The 21,174-nt window shown below is 66.6% G+C and carries 20 protein-coding genes and 1 tRNA gene; 9 read left to right on the top strand and 12 right to left on the bottom strand.

Annotation, left to right across the window (positions count from 1 at the left end):
- The first annotated feature begins 14 nt into the window (after positions 1-14).
- Complete coding sequence (glnA, locus tag AC1RKE_RS09215; protein ID WP_054765772.1) at positions 15-1,421, top strand: type I glutamate--ammonia ligase; 1,407 nt, start codon at positions 15-17, stop codon at positions 1,419-1,421.
- Between the two features lie 123 nt (positions 1,422-1,544).
- Here the strand turns inward: glnA and tatC are convergent, their stop codons facing one another.
- The 3 genes from tatC to AC1RKE_RS09200 are packed head-to-tail and all read right to left on the bottom strand — an operon-like array spanning position 1,545 to position 3,292.
- Positions 1,545-2,435 carry a twin-arginine translocase subunit TatC gene (tatC, locus tag AC1RKE_RS09210; protein WP_182713575.1) on the bottom strand — a complete coding sequence of 297 codons (891 nt, stop codon included), beginning with the start codon at positions 2,433-2,435 and terminating at the stop codon, positions 1,545-1,547.
- Complete coding sequence (gene tatB / locus AC1RKE_RS09205; protein WP_348682872.1) at positions 2,432-3,049, bottom strand: Sec-independent protein translocase protein TatB; 618 nt, start codon at positions 3,047-3,049, stop codon at positions 2,432-2,434. The genes tatC and tatB overlap by 4 nt, the downstream gene beginning before the upstream one ends.
- Positions 3,050-3,079: 30 nt before the next feature.
- Positions 3,080-3,292, bottom strand: a complete 213-nt coding sequence (locus tag AC1RKE_RS09200; RefSeq protein WP_054765770.1) for a twin-arginine translocase TatA/TatE family subunit — start codon at positions 3,290-3,292, stop codon at positions 3,080-3,082.
- Positions 3,293-3,401: 109 nt separating this feature from the next.
- Here AC1RKE_RS09200 and rnhA point away from each other — a divergent pair, with 109 nt between their 5' ends.
- Positions 3,402-3,854: a ribonuclease HI gene (rnhA, locus tag AC1RKE_RS09195; protein WP_054765769.1), complete on the top strand. Its 453-nt coding sequence runs from the start codon at positions 3,402-3,404 to the stop codon at positions 3,852-3,854.
- 201 nt (positions 3,855-4,055) lie between these two features.
- On the opposite strand, the gene AC1RKE_RS09190 is transcribed toward rnhA, so the two are convergent.
- The gene (locus tag AC1RKE_RS09190) at positions 4,056-4,670 is read right to left on the bottom strand and encodes a response regulator transcription factor (RefSeq protein ID WP_152950263.1); all 615 of its coding nucleotides are present in this window, start codon (positions 4,668-4,670) and stop codon (positions 4,056-4,058) included.
- Positions 4,671-4,833: 163 nt separating this feature from the next.
- Here AC1RKE_RS09190 and AC1RKE_RS09185 point away from each other — a divergent pair, with 163 nt between their 5' ends.
- The 3 genes from AC1RKE_RS09185 (at position 4,834) to AC1RKE_RS09175 (ending at position 9,145) form a co-directional block, all read left to right on the top strand.
- Positions 4,834-6,183, top strand: coding sequence for a DcaP family trimeric outer membrane transporter (locus AC1RKE_RS09185; protein ID WP_348685096.1), 1,350 nt, complete (start codon positions 4,834-4,836; stop codon positions 6,181-6,183).
- A gap of 2 nt (positions 6,184-6,185) precedes the next feature.
- A complete protein-coding gene (gene acs, locus AC1RKE_RS09180; RefSeq protein WP_348685098.1) occupies positions 6,186-8,138 on the top strand; it encodes an acetate--CoA ligase in 1,953 nt (650 codons plus the stop codon).
- Between the two features lie 98 nt (positions 8,139-8,236).
- Positions 8,237-9,145, top strand: a complete 909-nt coding sequence (locus tag AC1RKE_RS09175; protein ID WP_191557816.1) for an SDR family NAD(P)-dependent oxidoreductase — start codon at positions 8,237-8,239, stop codon at positions 9,143-9,145.
- A gap of 18 nt (positions 9,146-9,163) precedes the next feature.
- Here AC1RKE_RS09175 and AC1RKE_RS09170 read toward each other — a convergent pair whose 3' ends face one another.
- The gene (locus tag AC1RKE_RS09170; RefSeq protein ID WP_054765764.1) at positions 9,164-9,922 is read right to left on the bottom strand and encodes a chorismate mutase; all 759 of its coding nucleotides are present in this window, start codon (positions 9,920-9,922) and stop codon (positions 9,164-9,166) included.
- Between the two features lie 281 nt (positions 9,923-10,203).
- A complete protein-coding gene (locus tag AC1RKE_RS09165) occupies positions 10,204-10,779 on the bottom strand; it encodes a prephenate dehydratase domain-containing protein (protein WP_191557815.1) in 576 nt (191 codons plus the stop codon).
- Positions 10,780-10,979: 200 nt separating this feature from the next.
- Here AC1RKE_RS09165 and AC1RKE_RS09160 point away from each other — a divergent pair, with 200 nt between their 5' ends.
- On the top strand, positions 10,980-12,191 hold the full coding sequence (locus AC1RKE_RS09160) for an FAD-dependent oxidoreductase (RefSeq protein ID WP_348684655.1): 1,212 nt from the start codon (positions 10,980-10,982) through the stop codon (positions 12,189-12,191).
- Here the strand turns inward: AC1RKE_RS09160 and AC1RKE_RS09155 are convergent.
- The gene (locus tag AC1RKE_RS09155; RefSeq protein ID WP_348684657.1) at positions 12,169-13,542 is read right to left on the bottom strand and encodes a class II 3-deoxy-7-phosphoheptulonate synthase; all 1,374 of its coding nucleotides are present in this window, start codon (positions 13,540-13,542) and stop codon (positions 12,169-12,171) included. The genes AC1RKE_RS09160 and AC1RKE_RS09155 overlap by 23 nt on opposite strands.
- A gap of 212 nt (positions 13,543-13,754) precedes the next feature.
- Here AC1RKE_RS09155 and AC1RKE_RS09150 point away from each other — a divergent pair, with 212 nt between their 5' ends.
- The gene (locus tag AC1RKE_RS09150; protein ID WP_054765761.1) at positions 13,755-13,946 is read left to right on the top strand and encodes a hypothetical protein; all 192 of its coding nucleotides are present in this window, start codon (positions 13,755-13,757) and stop codon (positions 13,944-13,946) included.
- 155 nt (positions 13,947-14,101) lie between these two features.
- A complete protein-coding gene (locus tag AC1RKE_RS09145; RefSeq protein WP_395942050.1) occupies positions 14,102-15,319 on the top strand; it encodes an LL-diaminopimelate aminotransferase in 1,218 nt (405 codons plus the stop codon).
- A gap of 83 nt (positions 15,320-15,402) precedes the next feature.
- Here AC1RKE_RS09145 and AC1RKE_RS09140 read toward each other — a convergent pair whose 3' ends face one another.
- From AC1RKE_RS09140 to AC1RKE_RS09120, 5 genes are all read right to left on the bottom strand, one after another.
- Positions 15,403-15,615, bottom strand: coding sequence for a hypothetical protein (locus AC1RKE_RS09140; protein WP_348685380.1), 213 nt, complete (start codon positions 15,613-15,615; stop codon positions 15,403-15,405).
- A gap of 55 nt (positions 15,616-15,670) precedes the next feature.
- Positions 15,671-15,745: transfer RNA gene (locus AC1RKE_RS09135), tRNA-Val, on the bottom strand.
- A gap of 56 nt (positions 15,746-15,801) precedes the next feature.
- A complete protein-coding gene (locus AC1RKE_RS09130) occupies positions 15,802-17,091 on the bottom strand; it encodes a dicarboxylate/amino acid:cation symporter (RefSeq protein ID WP_182713586.1) in 1,290 nt (429 codons plus the stop codon).
- A gap of 115 nt (positions 17,092-17,206) precedes the next feature.
- A complete protein-coding gene (locus AC1RKE_RS09125; protein ID WP_348684391.1) occupies positions 17,207-17,920 on the bottom strand; it encodes an HAD-IA family hydrolase in 714 nt (237 codons plus the stop codon).
- A gap of 17 nt (positions 17,921-17,937) precedes the next feature.
- Positions 17,938-19,350 carry an FAD-binding oxidoreductase gene (locus AC1RKE_RS09120; protein ID WP_395942051.1) on the bottom strand — a complete coding sequence of 471 codons (1,413 nt, stop codon included), beginning with the start codon at positions 19,348-19,350 and terminating at the stop codon, positions 17,938-17,940.
- Positions 19,351-19,435: 85 nt separating this feature from the next.
- Here AC1RKE_RS09120 and AC1RKE_RS09115 point away from each other — a divergent pair, with 85 nt between their 5' ends.
- Positions 19,436-21,172 carry a patatin-like phospholipase family protein gene (locus AC1RKE_RS09115; protein ID WP_054765756.1) on the top strand — a complete coding sequence of 579 codons (1,737 nt, stop codon included), beginning with the start codon at positions 19,436-19,438 and terminating at the stop codon, positions 21,170-21,172.
- Positions 21,173-21,174 lie beyond the last annotated feature (2 nt).

The raw sequence follows: 21,174 nt of genomic DNA, 5'->3' as shown, positions 1-21,174 counted from the left end.
CAGGACTTCCGAGAATGAGCGCCAGCAAGATCCTCAAAGAGATCAAGGAAAAGGACGTCAAATACGTCGACGTTCGCTTCACCGACACCCGCGGCAAGCTGCAACATGTGACCTTCGACGTCGACCTAGTCGATGAGGACTTTCTGAACGAAGGCACCATGTTCGACGGCTCGTCCATCGCCGGCTGGAAGGCGATCAATGAGTCGGACATGCTGCTGAAGCCGGACCTGACCACGGCCTATATCGACCCCTTCTATCAGCAGACGACCATGTTCCTGTTCTGCGACGTGCTGAACCCGGACACCGGCGAGCCCTACAACCGCGACAGCCGTTCGATGGCCAAGAAGGCCTTGGCCTATGTCCAGTCTTCGGGCGTGGGCGATCAGGTCTATTTCGGCCCGGAAGCCGAGTTCTTCATCTTCGACGACGTGCGCTGGAACACCCAGCCTCACAACACCGGCTACAGCTACGATTCGACCGAGCTGCCCGCCAACACCGGCGCCGAATACACCGAGGGCAACATGGGCCACCGCCCTGGGCCCAAGGGCGGCTATTTCCCGGTCAACCCGGTCGATTCGGGTCAGGATCTGCGCGGCGAAATGCTGGGCGTGATGCGTGACCTGGGCCTCCAGCCCGAGAAGCACCACCACGAGGTGGCGCCGGCCCAGCACGAACTGGGCCTGAAGTTCTCGGACCTGCTGACCATGGCCGACCGGCTGCAGCTGTATAAGTACGTCATCCACAACGTCGCGGCCGCCTACGGCAAGACCGCGACCTTCATGGCCAAGCCCATGTTCGCCGACAACGGCTCGGGAATGCACGTGCACCAGTCGATCTGGCGCGACGGCAAGCCCCTGTTCGCCGGCGACAAATACGCCGGCCTGTCGCAGGAATGCCTGTGGTACATCGGCGGCATCATCAAGCACGCCAAGGCCATCAACGCCTTCGCCAACTCGACCACCAACTCCTACAAGCGTCTGGTCCCCGGTTACGAAGCCCCGGTGAAACTGGCCTATTCGGCTCGCAACCGTTCGGCCTCGATCCGCATTCCGCACGTCTCCTCGCCGAAGGCCAAGCGTCTGGAAGCCCGCTTCCCCGACCCGATGGGCAACCCCTATCTGACCTTCGTCGCCCTGCTGATGGCGGGCCTGGACGGCATCGAAAACCGCATCGATCCCGGCGCGCCCGCCGACAAGAACCTCTACGACCTGCCGCCGGAAGAGCGCGGCTCCATCCCCGAGGTCTGCGGCTCGCTGCGTGAAGCCCTGGAGAACCTCGACAAGGACCGCGCCTTCCTCAAGAAGGGCGGCGTCATGGATGACGACTTCATCGACAGCTACATCGAGCTGAAGATGGAAGAGGTGATGCGCCTGCAACTGCACCCGCACCCGGTTGAGTTTGACATGTACTACAGCTGCTGATCGACATATCAGAGGCGAACAAAGGGCGCCGGCGCGAACCGCCGGCGCCCTTTTTGTCGTCCAGCGCGCCAAGCGAGGCGGCGGCCGTTTTCAAGGGGTGAGCAGGGAGTGGCTGGACCGGCCTCAGGCCGCTTCGGCTTCCAGATCGTCCGCCTTCTTGCGGCGCAGTTCGATCAGCCGCACGCACCAGATCGAGACCTCATAGAGAATGACCAGGGGCACCGCCAGCATCAGCTGGCTGATGGGGTCCGGCGGCGTGACAACGGCGGCGACCACCACCACGGCGACGATGGCGTAGCGGCGACCCGAGGCCATCATCTTGGAATTGATCAAGCCGGCCAGGCCTAAAAGGGTCGTCACGACGGGCAGTTGGAAGCACAGGCCGAAAGCCAGCAGCAGCGAGGTGACCAGGTTCAGATAGTCCGAGATCTTGGTCGTCTGGGCCACCGATATGCCGTCGCTGACCACCTGCTGCCCCAGGGAGAACAGCATGACGAAGGGCAGCATGACGTAATAGACTAGGGCTCCCCCCAGGCAGAACATCACCGGGGCGGCGATCAGGAAGGGCAGAAAGGCGCCCCGCTCATTGCGGTACAGGCCGGGTGCGACGAAGCGGTAAACCTGCCAGGCCATGACCGGGAAGGTCAGGACGGCCGCGCCGAAGGCGGCGATCTTCATCTTGGTGAACAACTGTTCCAGTGGGGCAGTGGCGATCAGTTGCACCACGGCGGCCGAACCGGGCGGATAGGGTTTGAAACCCGTCATGATCGCGATCAGCTCCAGCGGATTGGCGTGGCCGCCAGAGGCCGCCGTCGCCGCATGAATGGCCGCCGCCGCCTGATAGGGTTTGATCAGGGCGATCTGGATCTGATTGGCGAAGGCGAAACACAGGATGAAGCCCAGGGCGAAGGCGACCACGCAGACCAGCAGCCGGCTGCGCAGCTCTATCAGATGGTCCATCAGGGGCGCGCGCGACGCCTCGATCTCGGCCTCGTCGCGGTCGGAGATAGTCAAAGCTCGACGGCCTTCTTGCGCGGGGTCTTGGTCTTGGCGGACGACTGGGCCGGCGCCTGGGCGTCCGAGATCTGGGTCTTGGCGGAGCCCTTGGCCGAGGCGCTGGTCTTCGCCGCGACCGCCCCGCCCGCCCTGGCGGTCTTCTTCGTTTTCGCGGGCGTTGCTGAGGTTTCGGCGGTCGAACTGCCGCGCTTCGACCTGGGCCTTGAATCGGGCTTCGACTTGGCCTCCGGCTCCGGCTCCAGCGGGGAGACAGGCGACGCATCGGGCCATTCATCCACCGCCGGGGTCGGCGGTGAGGCGACGGGCGGCGGCGTCGTCAGACCGGCGTTGATCTCCTTGAAGGCCGCATCGGCCTCGGCGCCCAGGGGGTACATGGCCCCCTGCCCGCTCCGCAGCGCCTCGACCTCCTTACGCAACTCGTCCAGTTCGGACTGGCGCGCCATCTCGTCGAAGCTGGAGCGGAACTCATTGGCCATGGCGCGGGCCTTGGCCAGCATCTGGCCCACGCGGCGCATGAGCACAGGCAAGTCCTTGGGCCCCACCACCAGCAGGGCCACCAGACCGATCACCAATAGTTCGAAGCCCCCGATACCGGGGCCGAGCCCGCCCATGCGTCAGCCCTCAAAGACCCGACGCGGACTTCAGTGCTTTTCCTTCTCCGCCTCGGTGCGCGGCAGGGCGCCGACGCCGTCTTGCGTCGCGTCCTTCTTGCCGTCGTCCGACAGGCCGTCCTTGAATGCGCGGATGCCCTTGGCGGCGTCGCCCATGATGCTGGACAGCTTGCCGCGTCCGCCGAACAGGACGGCGACCACGACAATGACGATGGCCCAGTGCCAGATGCTCATGGAGCCCATGGGTAATCTCCTCGAAGAGGCCGATGATCGGCCCCATCCACTCTTCTTCGTCCCGCATATAGGCGGAGTCATGGCCCGACGCCAAGGGAGGCTGTAGGTGTGCGCGACCATGAGTCTCTCCGATCACGTCATCATCCACACCGACGGCGCCTGCAAGGGCAATCCGGGCCCCGGCGGCTGGGGCGCCCTGCTCCAGACTGCGGGCGGTCACGAGAAGGAACTTTGGGGCGGCGAGGCGAATACGACCAACAACCGCATGGAACTGACGGCCGCCATCATGGCGCTGGAGGCGCTGAAACGCCCGTGCAAGGTCGAGCTTCATACAGACAGCAAATATGTCATGCAGGGCGTGACCGAATGGATGCGCGGCTGGAAGGCGCGCGGCTGGCTGACCGCCGACAAGAAGCCGGTCAAGAACGCCGACCTTTGGCGACGTCTCGATGAGGCGCGCCAGAGGCACGAGGTCAAATGGCGCTGGGTCAAGGGCCACGCCGGCCATGCGTTGAATGAGCGCGCGGACCAGTTGGCGAATCGCGGCGTGGCGGACCTGAAAAGGGCCTAGGCGGAACGCCGATTGAGGATGGGTTCATCACAACGGGGCACGACGAGGTCACGGCGAACACGGCGCGTTCCGATGGCGTCGTGACCGCTGTGAATCCGCCGTGATCGCCGTGATGAACCCGGTCGCCGCATCAAGGCCCTCTGACGCGGGAAGAGCGGCCTGACCGCAGTAAGCTGAATGTCGATTGAACCTAGACCAGGGTCACCGGGTCAGGTCCATCTGCTGAGCCAGAATCACCGCCTGGGTCCGATTATAAACGCCCAGCTTTCGAAACACGCTGGTCAGATGCGCCTTGATGGTTGCTTCGGAGACGCCCAGGTCGAAGGCGATCTGCTTGTTCAACCGCCCCGCCTTCAACCCTTCCAGTATGCGCAGCTGCGACGGCGTCAGGCTGCCGACCCGGGCGGCGAGGTCGTCCTCTCCGGCCGTCTCCGGCGTCTCGGGCGCCCAGGCGTCGCCGGCCAGAACGGCCGTGATCGCCTCCACCATCTGCGGAAGGGCGGCGGATTTTGGTATGAAGCCTGCGGCGCCCAGGGCCAGGGCGCGGCGCACGACGCTCGCCTCCTCGCTGGCCGAGACGACGGCGACCGGAACGACGGGATGTTCGGCCCGAACGGCGGCCAGGCCCGCCATGCCTTCACTGTCGGAGAGTTTGAGATCCAGAAGCAGCAGGTCGGTCGGCGTCCTGAGGGCCGCTCGCGCCTCGGCCAGGCTGGAGCATTCCTCTATAGTCGCTTCGGGCGAGGCCTTGGAGACGGCGGACCGCAGCGCGGCGCGGAACAGGGGGTGATCGTCGGCGATGACGATTCGATCCATCAGGCGTCCTTCCCTTCGCGCAGCGTTCTTGGCGGCCGCGTCTGCAGCAGCATGACGCGGTTCGACTTTGGTCGAAACTAGACCATTGGCTAATGGCCGCATACGCCCCTTGGGGAAAAGGTTCATTCGGACGCTCGCACAGACGAGCCAGGGAGGAACCATCATGATCAAATCCAGCCTGGCGGCAGGATGCGCGGCGGCGGCCCTGCTTCTGGCCCCCGGCGTCGCCTCGGCGCAAGACGCCCAGGCCGCCCTCGAAGCCCGAATCGCTCAGCTCGAAGCCGAGTTGAACGCCCTCAAATCCGAAGTCGTCGCCGCCCGCACCCAGCAGGCGGCGCAGCAGCAGGACATCATCCGGCTTGAGACCCGCCCGACGCCCGCGCCGGCGCCGGTCCAACAGGCCGCCGCACCGAGCGACGGTTTCCGGATCGGCGACCACACAGTGAAGTTCGGCGGCTTCGTCAAGGTGGACGCCTCGGCCTCCAGCTATTCCGGCGGCGATCCCGCCAACGGCGACGCCCTGCGTGAGTTCCATATCCCCGGCTCCATCCCCATCGGCGGCGCCGACGAGGATACGGCGACCGACTTCAACGCCCGCCAGACCCGGTTCTGGCTGACGACCGACGGCCTGGTCGGCGGCCACAAGGTCGGCACGCGGCTGGAGATGGACTTCCAGACCCTGCCCGGCACGGCGGACCAGCGCACCACCAGCCCCGCCAACCCGGCCCTGCGCCGCGCCTTCGTGACCATCGACAACTGGCTGATCGGCCAGGAGTGGACCAATTTCCAGAACACCGCCGTCCTGCCCGAATCCGCCGACTTCATCGGCGCGGCCGAGGGCACGGTCTTCGCGCGGCAGGTCCAGGTGCGTTACACGCGCGGTCCCTTCTCTGTTTCTGTGGAAAACCCCGAGACGACCGTGACCCCGTTCGGCGGCGGCGCGCGGATCATCGCCGATGACAACAGCCTGCCCGACTTCACCGCCCGCTACGCCCTGGCGCGGCCCTGGGGGGATCTGCAGTTCGCCGGTCTGCTGCGTCAGCTGAAGTACCAGAACCCGTCGACCAGCATCGATTCCAGCGCCACCGGCTGGGGTCTGTCTGCCTCGACCAAGATCAAGGTCGGCGCCAAGGACGATCTGCGTCTGATGTTGACGGGTGGCGAAGGAATCGGCCGATACGTCGGGCTGAACTTCTCGAACGACGCGGTGCTGGACGCCTCGGGCGAACTGGACGCGATCGGCGTCGTCGCCGGCTTCGCCGCCTATCGTCACGTCTGGGCGCCCGGCTGGCGATCCAGCCTGATCTGGTCGGCGCAGTCGGTCGATAATGACACGACCGTGACCGGTCTGGCCGTAAACCGGTCGGCTCAAAGCGTCCACGCCAACTTGATCTGGTCGCCGGTTACGGCGTTTGATGTCGGCGCCGAGCTGATGTTCGCCGACCGCGAAATCGAATCCGGCGCGAGCGGCGACATGACCCGATTGATCCTGTTCGCCAAATACGGATTCTAAAGATGCTGGAGACGTCTCGCGTGCCCGATTCCGACCTCTACCCCGTTCCCGCAGACTTCGCCGCCAAGGCCCATATGGATCGGCGAGCCTATGAGGCGGCGCGGATCGCGGCGCGCGAGACGCCCGAGGCCTTCTGGTCCGAACAGGCGAAACGCCTCGACTGGATCAAGGCGCCGACCAAGATCAAGGATGTCTCCTTCAGGAAGGAGGATTTCCGCATCCGCTGGTTCGAGGACGGCGTTCTGAACGTCGCCGCCAACTGCATCGACCGCCACCTGCCCCACCGCAAGGATGAGACCGCGATCATCTGGGAGGGCGACGACCCGGCGGACAGTCGTCACATCACCTACGGCGAGCTGCACGCGCAGGTCTGCCGCATGGCCAATGTACTGAAATCCCACGGGGCCAAGAAGGGCGACCGGGTCACCATCTATCTGCCGATGATCCCCGAGGCCGCCTACGCCATGCTGGCCTGCGCCCGGATCGGGGCGGTCCATTCCGTGGTCTTCGGCGGCTTTTCGCCCGACAGCCTGTGCGGTCGGATCGAGGACTGCGGCTCCAACCTGGTCATCACGGCCGACGAGGGCGTGCGCGGCGGCAAGATCGTGCCGCTGAAGGCCAATGTCGATGCGGCCCTGGAAAAGGTGAAGGTCGATACGGTTCTGGTGGTCCGCCGCACCGGCGCCGACGTGCCGATGATCGAAGGCCGCGACATCGACTACGCCGTCGAGGCGGCCGAGGCCTCGACCGACTGTCCGCCCGAGCCGATGAAGGCGGAAGATCCGTTGTTCATCCTCTACACCTCAGGTTCCACCGGAAAGCCGAAAGGCGTTCTTCACACGACGGGCGGCTATCTGTTCTGGGCCGCCTGGACCCATGAGCTGACGTTCGACTATCGCCCGGGCGAGGTCTTCTGGTGCACCGCCGACGTGGGCTGGGTCACGGGCCATTCCTATCTGGTCTATGGTCCGCTGGCGAACGCCGCGACCACCCTGATGTTCGAAGGCGTGCCCAACTATCCCGACGCCAGCCGGTTCTGGCAGGTGGTGGACAAGCACAAGGTGGAGGTCTTCTACACCGCCCCCACGGCCCTGCGCGCCCTGATGCGCGAAGGCGACGCGCCGGTGAAGGCCACGTCGCGCAAATCGCTGCGCCTGCTGGGCACGGTCGGCGAGCCGATCAATCCGGAGGCTTGGCGCTGGTATCACGAGGTGGTCGGGGACGGGCGCTGCCCGATCGTGGACACCTGGTGGCAGACCGAGACGGGCGGCCATCTGATCACCCCCCTGCCCGGCGCCACCGACCTGAAGCCGGGTTCGGCCACCCTGCCCCTGCCCGGCGTGGAGTTGCAGATCGTCGATGCGGAGGGCCAGGAACTGGTCGGCGCTGTCTCGGGCAATCTGTGCATCACCGACAGTTGGCCGGGCCAGATGCGCACCGTCTACGGCGATCATCAGCGCTTCTTCGACACCTATTTCTCGACCTATCCCGGCCGGTATTTCACCGGCGACGGCTGCCGCCGGGATGCTGACGGCTATTACTGGATCACCGGCCGGGTCGACGACGTCATCAATGTCTCGGGCCACCGGATGGGCACGGCCGAGATCGAGAGCGCCCTGGTGCTGCACGACGACGTGGCCGAGGCGGCCGTGGTCGGCTATCCCCACGACATCAAGGGCCAGGGCATCTACGCCTATGTCACCCTGAACAAGGGGGTCGAGGCGACCGAGGATCTGCGCAAGGCCCTGGGCGCCCACGTCCGTCGCGAGATCGGCCCCATCGCCGCCCCGGATGTGATCCAGTGGGCGCCCGGCCTGCCCAAGACCCGGTCCGGCAAGATCATGCGCCGCATCCTGCGCAAGATCGCCGAGAACGAGATCGGCTCGCTGGGCGACACCTCGACCCTGGCCGATCCGTCGGTCGTCGAGGATCTGGTGAAGAACCGCGCGGGCTGATCAGGCCGGACTTGTGCGCCGCGCCCGGCGTCGTCAAAACCGGATCAAGGGGCCGGCTGTAGCGCCGAGGGCCCCAGTGCTTGGGTGGAGACGATAGGATGACGATCCGGTTCGACGGACAGGTGGCCATTGTGACAGGCGCGGGCGGTGGTCTGGGGCGGCAGCACGCCCTGGCCCTGGCGGCGCGCGGGGCCAAGGTGGTGGTCAATGATCTTGGCGGCGCCCGCGACGGTTCGGGCGGTTCCGTTACCGCCGCCGAGGCTGTCGTGGCCGAGATCGAGGCCGCCGGCGGCGAGGCCATGCCCAATGCCGCCTCAGTCACCGACTTCGCCGCCGTTCAGGCCATGGTGGAGGCGGCCATGGCGAAATGGTGTCGGGTCGATCTGCTGGTTAACAACGCCGGGGTCCTGCGCGACAAGACCTTCGCCAAGATGGAGCTGGAGGACTTCCGCTTCGTCGTGGACGTCCATCTGATGGGGGCGGTCAACTGCACCAAGGCGGTGTGGGAGATCATGCGCGGCCAGAACTACGGCCGCATCGTCATGACCACCTCGTCCTCGGGTCTGTACGGCAATTTCGGCCAGTCGAACTATGGGGCGGCCAAGATGGCCTTGGTCGGTCTGATGCAGACCCTGTCGATCGAGGGGGCCAAGAACGACATCCGCGTCAACTGCCTGGCGCCCACGGCCCATACCCGCATGACGGAAGACCTGGGCGCCGCCCTGCCCCTGGAGGCCCTGGATCCGGCGCTGGTGACGCCGGGTCTGCTGTATTTGCTGAGCCGGGAAGCGCCGAGCCGCTGTATCCTGGCGGCCGGCGCCGGCGGGTTCGAACGCGCCTATGTGACGCTGACCGAAGGCGTCCACATCTCGGGCGAGGATGCGCCGGAACAGGTGGCGGCCCAGTTCGACGCCATCTCCGACCGGGCGAAAGAGATCGTGCCGGAGATGGGCGCCGCCCAGGGGATGATCGAGCTGACCAAGGCCCAGAAGGCGCACGCCTCCTGAGCCTTCATGTCGGCGCGGTCAGCCGATCGCGCCGACGCAGCCTTCCGCCTCGCCCGGCGTCAGTTCCGCCTCGGTCAGGGCGATGGTCCAGCCGTGGTGGGTGTTCAGGCCCCAGCGACGAGCGCCGCCGCCGTCGCCGGCGTCTCCGCCGGCGGTGACGACCACGCGGCGGCCCTTCGGCAGGGCCGGCGGATCGATCTTGCCGACGGCCAGAGACGTCGGCGTCTCGCCGCCGTAACCGTCGAACACGCTCAGCATCGACCATTCACGGCGAAGGCCCATCCACCAGGCGTCCTCGGTATTGATGGCCAGAACGGCCACGCCATGGCCCTCGGCGGCGAAGGCCAGGGCCTTCTGCGGGTCGCGCACCATCTTGATGTCGGCGGCGGCGCCGAAGCGCAGGCGGGCGCCGTCATAGGCGCGGGTCGGTTCGATCGGGGCCCAGACCTGGACCTGCAGCCGGCCCTGACGCGCCAGCCCCCAGCCGACGATCTCGCGCCAGAGGTGTTCGACCGCCTCGGCGTTTTCGGGGCGGCACTTGGACAGCATCCGCGACAGGACAGTCTGCTCGCGGTCGGGGCGAAGCTTGGTGTGGGGGCCCGTGGGCGCGTCCTTGGCGCGGCCGACGGTGGCGGCGACGGCGAGACGTTGTTCGAACAGGGCCAGGATCTGATCGTCGATGGTGTCGATCTCGGCGCGCAGGGCGGCCAGGGCCTGTTGTTCAGGCGTCAGTTCAACCTGTTCAGGTCGGATCATCTGGACGTTGGAAGAGGACATGGGTTCGGGCTTTCGGCAAAGGCAGGATTTCGATGTGCAGGGGCGGACAGCCGCTCTGGTCCAGAGCGGTCGCCGGCGAGACAGTCAGGGACGAAGAGCGCCCGACGCCTCAGCCGGCGTATCGAAAGCCGTAAAAGCCGTAGCCGAAATAGAGGCCGGACACCGCGCGCGAACGGTCGAAGGAAACAGAAAGGGCGCGCTGGCGGGACATGGGTCCGGGTCCGGTTATGCGGATCGTTCGCGATCCGAGCGGCCTTAAAGCACGCAAAGACCGTGCGCCGTCAAGCCCTATCGGCCCCCAGGAGGACGAAACGCGTCCGGTTATTGCTGGAATCCTGAAGATCGTTGCGCAGGATCGACAGGCCATAGACCTCGGCGGCCCCTACCGGCGCAATGGCCGCCTGGGTCGGATCGCCCGCCTCGGCGACGTCGCGGGCGGCGCCGGCGGTGTCGAAATGCTCGACCACGTTCAGCTTCAGGCCCTTCAGTGTCCGTTCGCACTGAGCCAGGGCGATGGGGTGGCTGAGCACCCGCTTCAGATCGGCGATGCGCGCGCCGTCCAGTCCCATCAGGGCGTGGCGGATCGGCCGCCAGGCTTCGGCGACCACGCGAAGGCCGGAGTCGCGCACCAGGGTCGCGGCGGGTTCGACCACGCCGATGGAGGAGTTCTCGACCGGGATCAGGGCGCAGTCGCAGTCGCCGCCCTTCAGGGCTGCGATGGCCTCGGCGAAGGTCTCGAACGGCACAGCCTCGTCCCAGGGGCGAAGGGCCGTGCAGGCCTCATGACTGAAGGCGCCGGGCGCGCCCTGATAGGCGACCCGACCGGGCTTGTCGTCTTGCTGTGCTGGCTTGTTCATTTCGTCACTCACGGGGTCTAGCCCGAAAGCCTTCCCTTTGCTGGCCGCGATCAGACGGAGCATAGTTGTCCGAGCCGTGACCGTTTCGCGCCGTATCTGCGGCGCCGCTTTCGTCCCCACAAGCCGAATGTGATCGTGGGGTGCTTTCGGGCCGCGCATGGTGCGGGTAGCGTCGCAGTTCGCATCTTCCGGAGCCGCTCATGTCCGTCGTCACCAGCTCCAACCGTCGGGCCGTGTTGACGGGCCTGGCGGGAGCCCTTGCAGGCTGCGCGCCGACGCCTGCCGTCCTGCCGACGACAGGGTTTGCCCCGCGCCGGATCGCGCCGATCCTGATGACGCCCGAGCGGATCATACGCATCACCGTCTGCACCCGTCCTTTTCGCCCGACAGGCCCGCGCCTGAACGTGGAGGCGGTCGGCGAGACCAAGGTGGTTCACAACTATGGCCACGGCGGCAGCGGCTGGTCTTTGTCCTGGGGCTCCAGCGCTATCGCAGCGCGCAAGGCCATGGCCCTGGCGGGTCTGGCGGGCGGTCCGCCCGTGGTCGCGGTGATCGGCAGCGGCGCCCTCGGCTTGACGTCGGCGCTCCAGCTTCAGCGCATGGGCGCGCGGGTGACCATCTATGCGCGCGAACGCGCCGCCTTCACACGATCCATGCGCGCCACAGGCAGTTGGACGCCCGACAGCCGTATCGCCGACGCTGATCGGGTTGCGGCCGACTTCCCCGCCCTTTGGGAGCAGATGGCGCGCGAGACCTACGCCACTCACCAAACCTATCTGGGGACAGAAGGCGATCCGGTCGTCTTCAGCGACCACTATATGCTGTCGGGCGCGGCCGACCTGCCGCGTACGGTCGAACCGCCGCCGATCCTTACCGCGCCTGGGATAAAGCCGATCCGATTCGCCGAATACAGGCTGGACGGGCTGGCGCCGCGATCCATCCCCCTGCCCGCTTCCGCCTCGCCCTTTCCGGTTGGGGAGACCCGGATGGTCAGCGCCATGCAGTTCAACGTCGCCGAACTGGCGCACCGGTTGGAGACCGAGTTTCTGAGCCAGGGCGGCCGGATCGAGACCCGCGCCTTCAACACGCCGGCGGATCTGACGGCCCTGCCCGAGAAGATTGTGATCAACTGCACCGGCTATGGCGCGAAGGCCCTGTTCGAGGACAAGGAGATGATCCCCGTGCGCGGCCAGATCGCCTGGCTCGCGCCCCAGCCCGAGGTCAACTACGGCCTGCATTTCCGGGGCGTGACCGTGCTGTCGCGACCGGACGGGATCGTGGTTCAGGCCACGCGCAATGACATGAACGGCGTCGGTATCGACGACGAAACGCCGGACCGGGCCGAGGCGAACGCGACCATCGGCCTCGTCGCCCCGCTGTTTCCGTCGATCAGGCGGCTTCCGAGCGGCTGATCCGGCCTGCCTTCAACCGCTCGGCCACCAGGAAGGCCAGCTCCAGCGCCTGGTCGGCGTTCAGGCGCGGGTCGCAGTGGGTGTGGTAGCGGTTGGACAGGTCGTCCTCGGTCACGGCCTGGGCGCCGCCGATGCATTCGGTGACGTTCTGGCCGGTCATCTCCAGGTGGACGCCGCCGGGGTGCACCCCTTCCGCCTCCGCCACGTCGATGAAGGTCCGCACCTCGCTGAGGATCCGGTCGAACGGCCGGGTCTTGTAGCCGTTGCCGGCCTTCAGCGTATTGCCGTGCATCGGGTCGATGGACCAGATGACCTTGCGGCCCGAGGCCTTCACTTCGCGCATCAGCTTGGGCAGGCGTTCGCCGACCTTGTCGTGACCGAAACGGCCGATCAGCGTCAGTCGGCCCGAAACATTGTCCGGATTCAAGACGTCGATCAGGGGCAGCAGGTCGTCGGCCGTCATTGTGGGTCCGCACTTCACGCCGATGGGGTTCTTGATCCCCTTCATGAACTCGACATGAGCGCCGTCCAGCTGGCGCGTGCGTTCGCCGATCCACAGCATGTGGGCCGAGGTGTCGAACCATTCGCCCGAACCGCCGTCCAGCCGCGTCAGGGCGCTCTCGACGTTCAGGAGAAGGGCCTCGTGGCTGGTGAAGACCTCGACCCGGCTGAGGTCCGGATGGGTCTCGGGCGTGACGCCGACAGCCTCCATGAAGGCCAAAGCCTCGGTGATCTTGTCGGCCAGTTCGCGATACTGGGCGCCGGCGGCGTTGTCGCCCGCAAAGCCCAGGGTCCAGCGATGGATGTTGTACAGGTCGGCGTAGCCGCCGCCCGCGAAGGCGCGCAGCAGATTCAGGGTCGAGGCCGACTGGTTGTAGGCCCGGATCAGACGCTGGGGGTCGGGCATGCGCTCTTCGGCCGTGAAGCCCATGCCGTTGATGATGTCGCCGCGATAGCTGGGCAGTTCGACGCCGTCGATCTCTTCCAGCGGCGACGAGCGCGGCTTGGCGAACTGGCCGGCGATCCGCCCCACCTTCACGACCGGCTTGCGCCCTGCGAAGGTCAGGACCACGGCCATCTGCAGGATCAGGCGGAAGGTGTCGCGGATGTTGTCGGTCGAGAACTCCTTGAAGCTCTCGGCGCAGTCGCCGCCCTGAAGCAGGAAGGCCTCGCCCCGCTCGACCTGCGAGAGTTTCGAAGTCAGGCGCCGCGCCTCGCCGGCGAAGACGAGCGGCGGCAAAGCGCGCAGTTCGTCCTCGACCAGGGCCAGGGCGTGCGGATCTGGATAGTCCGCCGGCATGTGCAGGGCGGTCTTGGTTCTCCAGCTTTCGGGGGTCCAGCGTGTCATCAGGCAAGAATAGGGCCTTGCCGCCGCAGGAACAACGAAAAGACGAACAGATATTGCGGCGGAGACCCAATTCTCGGCTGGCGGCGCCGGAAAAGGCGCCGTTTTGGCGCGCCCGGACCGTGAAATTTCCACGACATCGCCATCTGGCTCTGGCGTCCTGACAGGGCCGCCCCATCTCGTCGGAGGGGGGGCGAACCGTGAGCCGGAGATGCGCCATGACGTCTTACGACCTGACCCTGGACGAGATGCTGTCAGATCCCATCGTGCGTCGGCTGATGGAGCGCGACGGGGTCGCCGAGGCCGAGGTGCGCGGCCTGTCCGACTATGTGCGGCGGCGGCGAGGCCCTCAGAACCGCTCACCGACGCCCGCGCGTATCGGCGAGGAGCCGCGCGTCTTCATCGGCTAGGCCGGCTCGCAAGCTTCTTGCGTAGGAGCGGCGCGAGAGAGGCCGCGTCACAAGTTTTTGGCGGATAAAGCCCGTCAGTCTTCATCTTTCTGTTTCATGAAGCGCGCATCGGTGGCATCGCTTGCGCCCCCTTCACCTTCCACCCACAAAGACCGATGTCCGAAGAATTCTATCGCATGAAGCGCCTGCCTCCGTATGTGATCGCGGAGACCAACGCCATGCGAGCCGCCGCCCGTCAGGCCGGCGAGGACGTCATCGACCTCGGCATGGGCAACCCGGACCTGCCGCCGCCGCCGCACGTCATCGACAAACTGTGTGAAGTGGCTCGAAAGCCGGACGCCCACGGCTATTCGGCCTCCAAGGGCATACCGGGCCTGCGTCGCGCCCAGGCCAATTATTACGGACGTCGTTTCGGCGTCGATCTGGACCCCGAGACCGAGGTGATCGTCACCATGGGCTCCAAGGAGGGCCTGGCCAGTCTGGCGACGGCCATCACCGAGCCGGGCGACGTGGTCCTGGCGCCCAATCCCTCCTATCCGATCCACACCTTCGGCTTCATCATCGCCGGCGCGGCCATCCGCAGCGTGCCGACGACCCCGGACGAGCGCTATTTCGAGGCGCTGGAGCGGGCCATGGCCTATACGGTGCCGCGCCCCAAGGTTCTGGTGATGAACTATCCGTCGAACCCGACGGCGGAGACGGTCGATCTGGCCTTCTATGAGCGGGTCGTCGCCTTCGCCAAGGCCAATGACCTCTGGATCATCAGCGACCTGGCCTATTCCGAACTCTATTACGACGGCAAGCCGACCGTCTCGATCCTGCAGGTGCCGGGCGCCAAGGACGTTGCGATCGAGTTCACCTCCCTGTCAAAGACCTACAGCATGGCCGGCTGGCGCATCGGCTTCGCCGTCGGCAATCGCAAGCTGATCGCCGCCATGGCGCGGGTGAAGTCCTATCTCGACTACGGCGCCTATACGCCGATCCAGGCGGCCGCCGTCGCGGCTCTGAACGGTCCGCAGGACATCGTGGATCAGAACCGCGCCCTGTATCATCGCCGCCGTGACGTCCTGATCGACAGTTTCGCCCGCGCGGGATGGGACATCCCCACGCCCGCCGCCTCCATGTTCGCCTGGGCGCCCGTGCCCCCCGCCCTCGCCCACCTGGGAAGCCTGGAGTTCTCCAAGCAACTGTTGACCCACGCCAAGGTCGCGGTGGCGGCGGGCGTCGGCTACGGCGAGAACGGCGAGGGCTTCGTGCGGATCGCCTTGGTCGAGAACGAGCATCGGATTCGTCAGGCCGCGCGCAACATCAAGACCTATCTGAAGTCGATGGGCGTCAATGTGCCGCCGGGACGCGACGTGCCGGACGTCTGAGGATCAGGCTCTCGCTTTAATCTGGAGCCTGATTCACGGTTTCAGCGGAATCGCGAAGCGATTCCACTGAAACCGATCAGGCTCTAAGGCCGGCTTCTGACTTCCCAGTCCAGGGTCCAGCGGTTCGGCCCGGCGCGCTTCAGCTCCGTCACGGCCGCCGGAACCTGCCGGTCCAGACCGTCCAGCAGCGCCACCCCCTGGCCGATCGAGGCGATGGTGGCGTTTGTCTGCCAGAAGGGCCCGCCCAAACCTCTGAGCGAGAAGCGGATATGAACCGTGTCGTTGATCTCCGGCATCGACACTCTCGTCGCGTTCGCAAGCTGGGCTGCAAGGCGTCTATGAGGGAAAAGATGGTGGATGCGACAGGGATTGAACCTGTGACCCCCTCGGTGTGAACGAGGTGCTCTCCCGCTGAGCTACGCATCCATGCCTTGCGGAGGCGGCGACATAGCCCGGTCGCTCGCGCGGCGCAAGCGTCCGTTTCAGATTCCGGCCGCCTGAACGGCTTCGGGCGTCTCCGCCTCCGGATCGCCGGGCAGCCAGGCCACGTGGCCGTCATAGATATCGACGTTCAGAATGCCTTCCTCCCTGGCCACCAAGACCGGGACCAGCATCTGACCGGTCACGTTCGTCGCCGTCCGCATCATGTCGATGACCCGGTCGATGGCGACGATATAGCCGATGCCTTCCAGCGGCAGGCCGGCGGTGGACAGGGTCAGGGTCAGCATGACGATCGAGGTTCCCGGAACCCCCGCCGTCCCCAGCGAGCCCAAGACCGCAGTCAGGCCGATCAGTATGTATTGGGTCAGGGTCAGGTCGATCTGAAAATACTGGGCGATGAAGATCGAGGCGATGGCGGGATAGATGGCGCCGCAACCGTCCATCTTCACATTGGCGCCCAGAGGCACGGCGAAGGCGGCGTAGGCCTGGGGCACGCCCAGCCGCTCGACCGTCTGGCGCAGGGTGATCGGCAGGGTTCCCAGCGACGACGAGGTGGCGAAGGCGGTCTGCTGGGCCGCGAAGGCGCCGCGGAAGAAGCTGACGACCTTCAGGCCATGGAGCTTCAGCAGCCCCGAATAGACGACCAGTATGTGGAACAGGCAGGCGGCGTAGATGGCGCCGATAAACTTCAGCAGGGGCAGAAGCGCCTCCCAGCCATAGCCGCCGACGACCGAGCCGATCAGGCCGAAGACGCCGATGGGGGTCAGCTGGATCACCCAGCGGGTGATGCGGAATATGACGGACGCCCCCTCGTCCACCAGTCGCCGCACGCCCTGGGCCCGATCGCCCAGCGCGACCAGAGCCATGCCGACCAGGGCGGAGAAGAAGATGATCTGCAACACCTTCCCTTCGGCCAAGGCGGCGAAGGGATTGGTGGGGACGACGCCGATCAGCACCTCCAGCGGCGTCGGAATGACCCTTTCCTTGACCTCGCCCAGCGGCAGGTTCGACAGGCCCACGCCCGGATTGATCAGATGGCCGAAGGCGAAACCGACCAGCACGGCCAGCAGCGACGTGATCGCGAACCAGACGAGGGTGCGCACGCCCAGGCGAACGGCCCCCGCCCCTTCTCCCAGCTTGGCGATCGAGCTGGCGATGGTGAACAGCACCAGCGGCGCCACCACCATACGGATCAGGTTCAGATAGACGTCGCCGATCGGCTGCAGCCAGATCTCAGCCCTTTCACGCAGGATCAGGCCGGCGATCACCCCCAGGGCGAGGCCCGCGAAGGTGCGCTGCCAAAGCGGAATTTGGAAGAAGCGGGAGATCATGAAGGGGGCTTTCGGCTGGGATGGGCCAATCTGTCCATCGGCCCGCCGTTCCGCAACCGTCGTCGTGCCCGAACATGGCGCAGTTTTCCTGCGTGCAGGCTTAAGCGCAGCTCTTTCAGACCTTCAGGGCCCGCCTTACGTAAAACTCGGCCAGAATGCCGTCGATCGCCTCTTCCACGTCTTCGAAGGCGTCGATCAGCACGTCTCCGCCCAGGCTGTCCACCGGCAAGGGCGTATAGCCGAAGGTGGTCAGGATGCAGGGCATGTCGGCGTCGCGGGCCGCCTCGGCGTCGGGCGCGGCGTCGCCCACCATGATCGCGCGGGCCGGGTCACCGCCCGCCATCGCCACAGCCTCTTTCAGATGCGCCCCCGAGGGTTTGCGGGCGCTGACCCGATCGGGGCCGGCGACGGCCAGGAAATGGCGGCGAAGATCAAGCCGGTCCAGCAACAGTTCAGACAGGTCCGACCGCTTGTTGGTGGCGACCGCCAAGACTGCGCCGCGTTCGGCCAGGCGTTCCAAGGTCTCGACGACACCCTCGAACGCCCGCGAGCCGTCGGCGATATGGGCGGTGTAATCGACCAGGAACCGCTCAAAGAGCGCATCGGACCGGGCCCGTTCCACATCGGCGCCGGCCGCCTCGAACCCATGCGCCAACAGGGCGCGTGCGCCGGAGCCGATCAAGGTCCTCGCCGCTTCGGGGGGCGCAGGGGGCAATCCCTCCTCGATCAGCAGACGGTTCAGGGTTCCAACCAGATCTGGAGCGGAATCGACCAGGGTGCCGTCCAGATCGAAGAGGACGGTCCAGCCGTCCAGGTCACGCAGGCTCATATCTTCGCCCCGTCCCTCTAGAAGAGCACGGAGGGGTTCATGATCCGCTGCGGATCGATGGCGCGTCGGATGGCGGCCATGGTCTCGATCTCCAGCGGCGACTTGTAGCGTTTGACCTCTTCGGTCTTCAGCCGACCCAGGCCGTGTTCGGCCGAGATCGAGCCGTCATAACGGCCGACGACGTCGTGAACGACCTGCGAGCCCTCTTTCCAGCGGCCGATAAAGGCCGCCACATCCTCGCCGACGCCGGGCAGGATGTCGTAGTGCAGATTGCCATCGCCGACGTGGCCGAACACCGAGACACGGGCGCCGGGATGGAAGCGCTCGACGGCCGCCGTGGCTTCTTCGATGAATTCGGCGATACGGCTGATCGGGACGGAGACGTCGTGTTTCCACCCGCCGCCCTCCGGCTTCAGGGCCGCCGAATGCTCTTCACGCAGCCGCCAGAAGGCGGCGCGTTGCGCATCGTTCTGCGCTATGGCGGCGTCGGTGATCAGCCCCTCCTCGAAGGCGACTTCCAGCAGCCGCTCCATCTGGGCCTCGGCGCCCCCCGCCGTCCCGGACGCGATCTCGATCAGCACATACCAATTCGGCGTCGTGTCCAGCGGTTCGCGGGTGTCGGGAATGTTCTTGAGCACCAGCTCCATGCCCAGACGTTTCATCAACTCAAAGGCCTCGACCCCGCCGCCGGTCTCCGCCTTGGCGCGGGCCAGCAGTTCGATGGACGCCGCAGCCGTTTCCAGGCCGACCACGGCGACGGCGCGTGACCGCATGATCGGAAACAGCTTCAGGGTGGCCGCAGTGACGACGCCCAGGGTGCCCTCCGCGCCGATCAGCAACTGCTTGAGATCGTAGCCTGTATTGTCCTTTCGCAGCCGCTTCAGACCGTGAAAGATCTCTCCGTTCGGCAGGACCGCCTCCAGGCCCAGGACCAGGTCCCGCATCATGCCGTAGCGCAGCACCTGGGTGCCGCCGGCGTTCGTGGAGATCACCCCCCCGATCGTCGCCGAGCCTTCGGCCGCCAGGCTGAGCGGAAAGGCCCGTCCCGCCGCCGCCGCCGCCTGCTGGGCCTCCAGCAGGGTCAGACCCGCCTCCACCGTCATGGCGTCGTCCAGTGGGGTCACGTCGCGCACGGCGCGCATCTTCTTGAGAGACAACAACACCTCGCCGAACGGGATCTGTCCCCCGACCAGGCCCGTGCCCCCGCCCTGGGGGGTGACGGCCACGCCCGACTGGGCGCAGATGGCGATCACCTTGGCGGTCTCCTCGGTCGAGCGCGGCGTCAGCAGAATAGGCGTGTGGCCCGTCCAGCGGTTTCGCCACTCCGTCAGGGACGGGGCGATGACCTCTGGATCCTGGGTCCAGCCGCCAGGGCCGAGGGCGGCCTTCAGCGCGTCGAGGACAGCGGTCGAGGGAATGGCGTGGGGCATTCGCCCCTTTTGTCAGGCGTCGCGATCGGTTGAAAGGCGTTTTCGCGCCATTTCACCTCCTCCCTTATCTGCCGTACAAGACGCCATGGCTCCGCTTCGTCCCGACACCCTGGCCGTCGCCCTGGCGCGCATCTTCGAAGGACCGATGATCGATCGCGCCAGTTGGTTCGCCCTGACCGGGGGCGAGCGGCTGTTTGCGGCGGGCGATCCGTCCGACACCCTCTATCTGGTCCGCTCGGGCCGGCTGGGGGTGTTTCACGTCGAGACGGATCAGCCGCCCCAGCTGGTCGGCGTCATCCGGCCCGGAGAGCCGGTCGGCGAAATGGCCATGGTGGCCGGCACCCCGCACACCGCGGACGTGGTCGCCCTGCGCGACACCGAAATCCTGGCCCTGCCGCGCGAAGCCTTCTTCGACGCCGCTCGATCCGAGCCGGATCTGCTGGTCGAACTGTCGCGCCTGATGATCCATCGCGCCCGCGAGCGGGCCGTGGGCGCCGCCGAGCCCAGCGTCTTCGGCTTCGTCTCGGCCCGCCCGCGCCCGATCCGCGCCTTCGTCGAACGGATCGCGGCGGGCGTCCAGGCCATGGGCTTCACCTGCAAGGTGATCGATCAGTCGGCTCTCAGCTCGGCCGCCGAATGGTTCAGCCGGGTCGAGGACGACCACGACTATGTCCTCTATGTCGCCGAACTGGACCAGAAGGCCTGGGCCGAGCTGTGCGCCCGCCAGGTCGATCGCCTGTTCATCGTCGGCAGCGGGCTTCTGGCCCCGCCGTCGGATCTGCCCCGGCGTATGGGCTTCGGCGACGGCCGGCGTCTGACCGATCTGATCCTGCTGCGCGATCCGCGCATGAACCGGCCGGCCAACACTCGCGTCTGGCTCAATGTGCTCCAGCCGGACCGCTGGTTCCATTGCGTCGAGGGAGTCGAGACCGATTCAGACCGCATGGCCCGCGTCATCACGGGCACGGCGGTCGGCCTGGTCCTATCGGGCGGCGGGGCGCGGGCCTATTGCCACATGGGGGCGATCAAGGCCCTGGAGGAGGCCCGGGTCCCCATCGACTTCGTCGGGGGCGCCTCCATGGGGGCGGTGGTGGCGGCCGGACCGGCCATGGGCTGGTCGTTCGAGCGGCTGGACTTCGAGATCCGTCGCGCCTTCGTCGAATCCGACCCCTTGTCCGACCTGGCCTTTCCCATCATCGCCATGTCGCGCGCCCGCAAGGTGGCCCGGCTGCTGGAGCGGGCCTATGGCGACACCGATCTGGCCGATCTCTGCCTGCCCTTCTTCTGCGTCTCCTCCAACCTGACGTCCGGCCGGATCGAGGTTCATCGCGCGGGCCTGATGCGCCGGGCCATGCGCGCCTCGATCGCCATTCCCGGCGTCCTTCCGCCCGTGGTCATGGACGGCCAGGTTCTGGTGGACGGGGCGGTGCTGAAGAACTTCCCCACCAGCGTGATGCGCCAGCTGAACAACGGCCCCATCATCGGCGTGGACATGTCCCAGACCCGCGGCGTCGATCCGGCCGCCCTGGAGAATCCCCCCTCCTGGTGGAAATGGGTGCTGTCGGGCGCCTGGAAGGCCGGCCCGCCCATCGTCTCCATCCTGATGCGCTCGGCCACCATCACCACCGACGCCGAGATGGAGCAGTCGCGCGCCGCCGCCGACGTCCTGATCCTGCCGCGAACCGGCGGGACCGACATCCGCGACTGGAAGGCCTATGAGGAGCCGGTCGCCTCAGGCTACGCGGCGACCCGGGCGGCCCTGGCGGACCTGCCCGTTCCCGTCACCCACCTGCGGCGGCGATCCCGCGCCTTCGACCTGTAAGT

It is taken from the genome of Brevundimonas sp. GW822-FHT03E11 (genome assembly GCF_058801445.1).
Note: the sequence above shows the minus strand (reverse complement) of the source record. Positions and strands in the feature narration are given on the sequence as shown.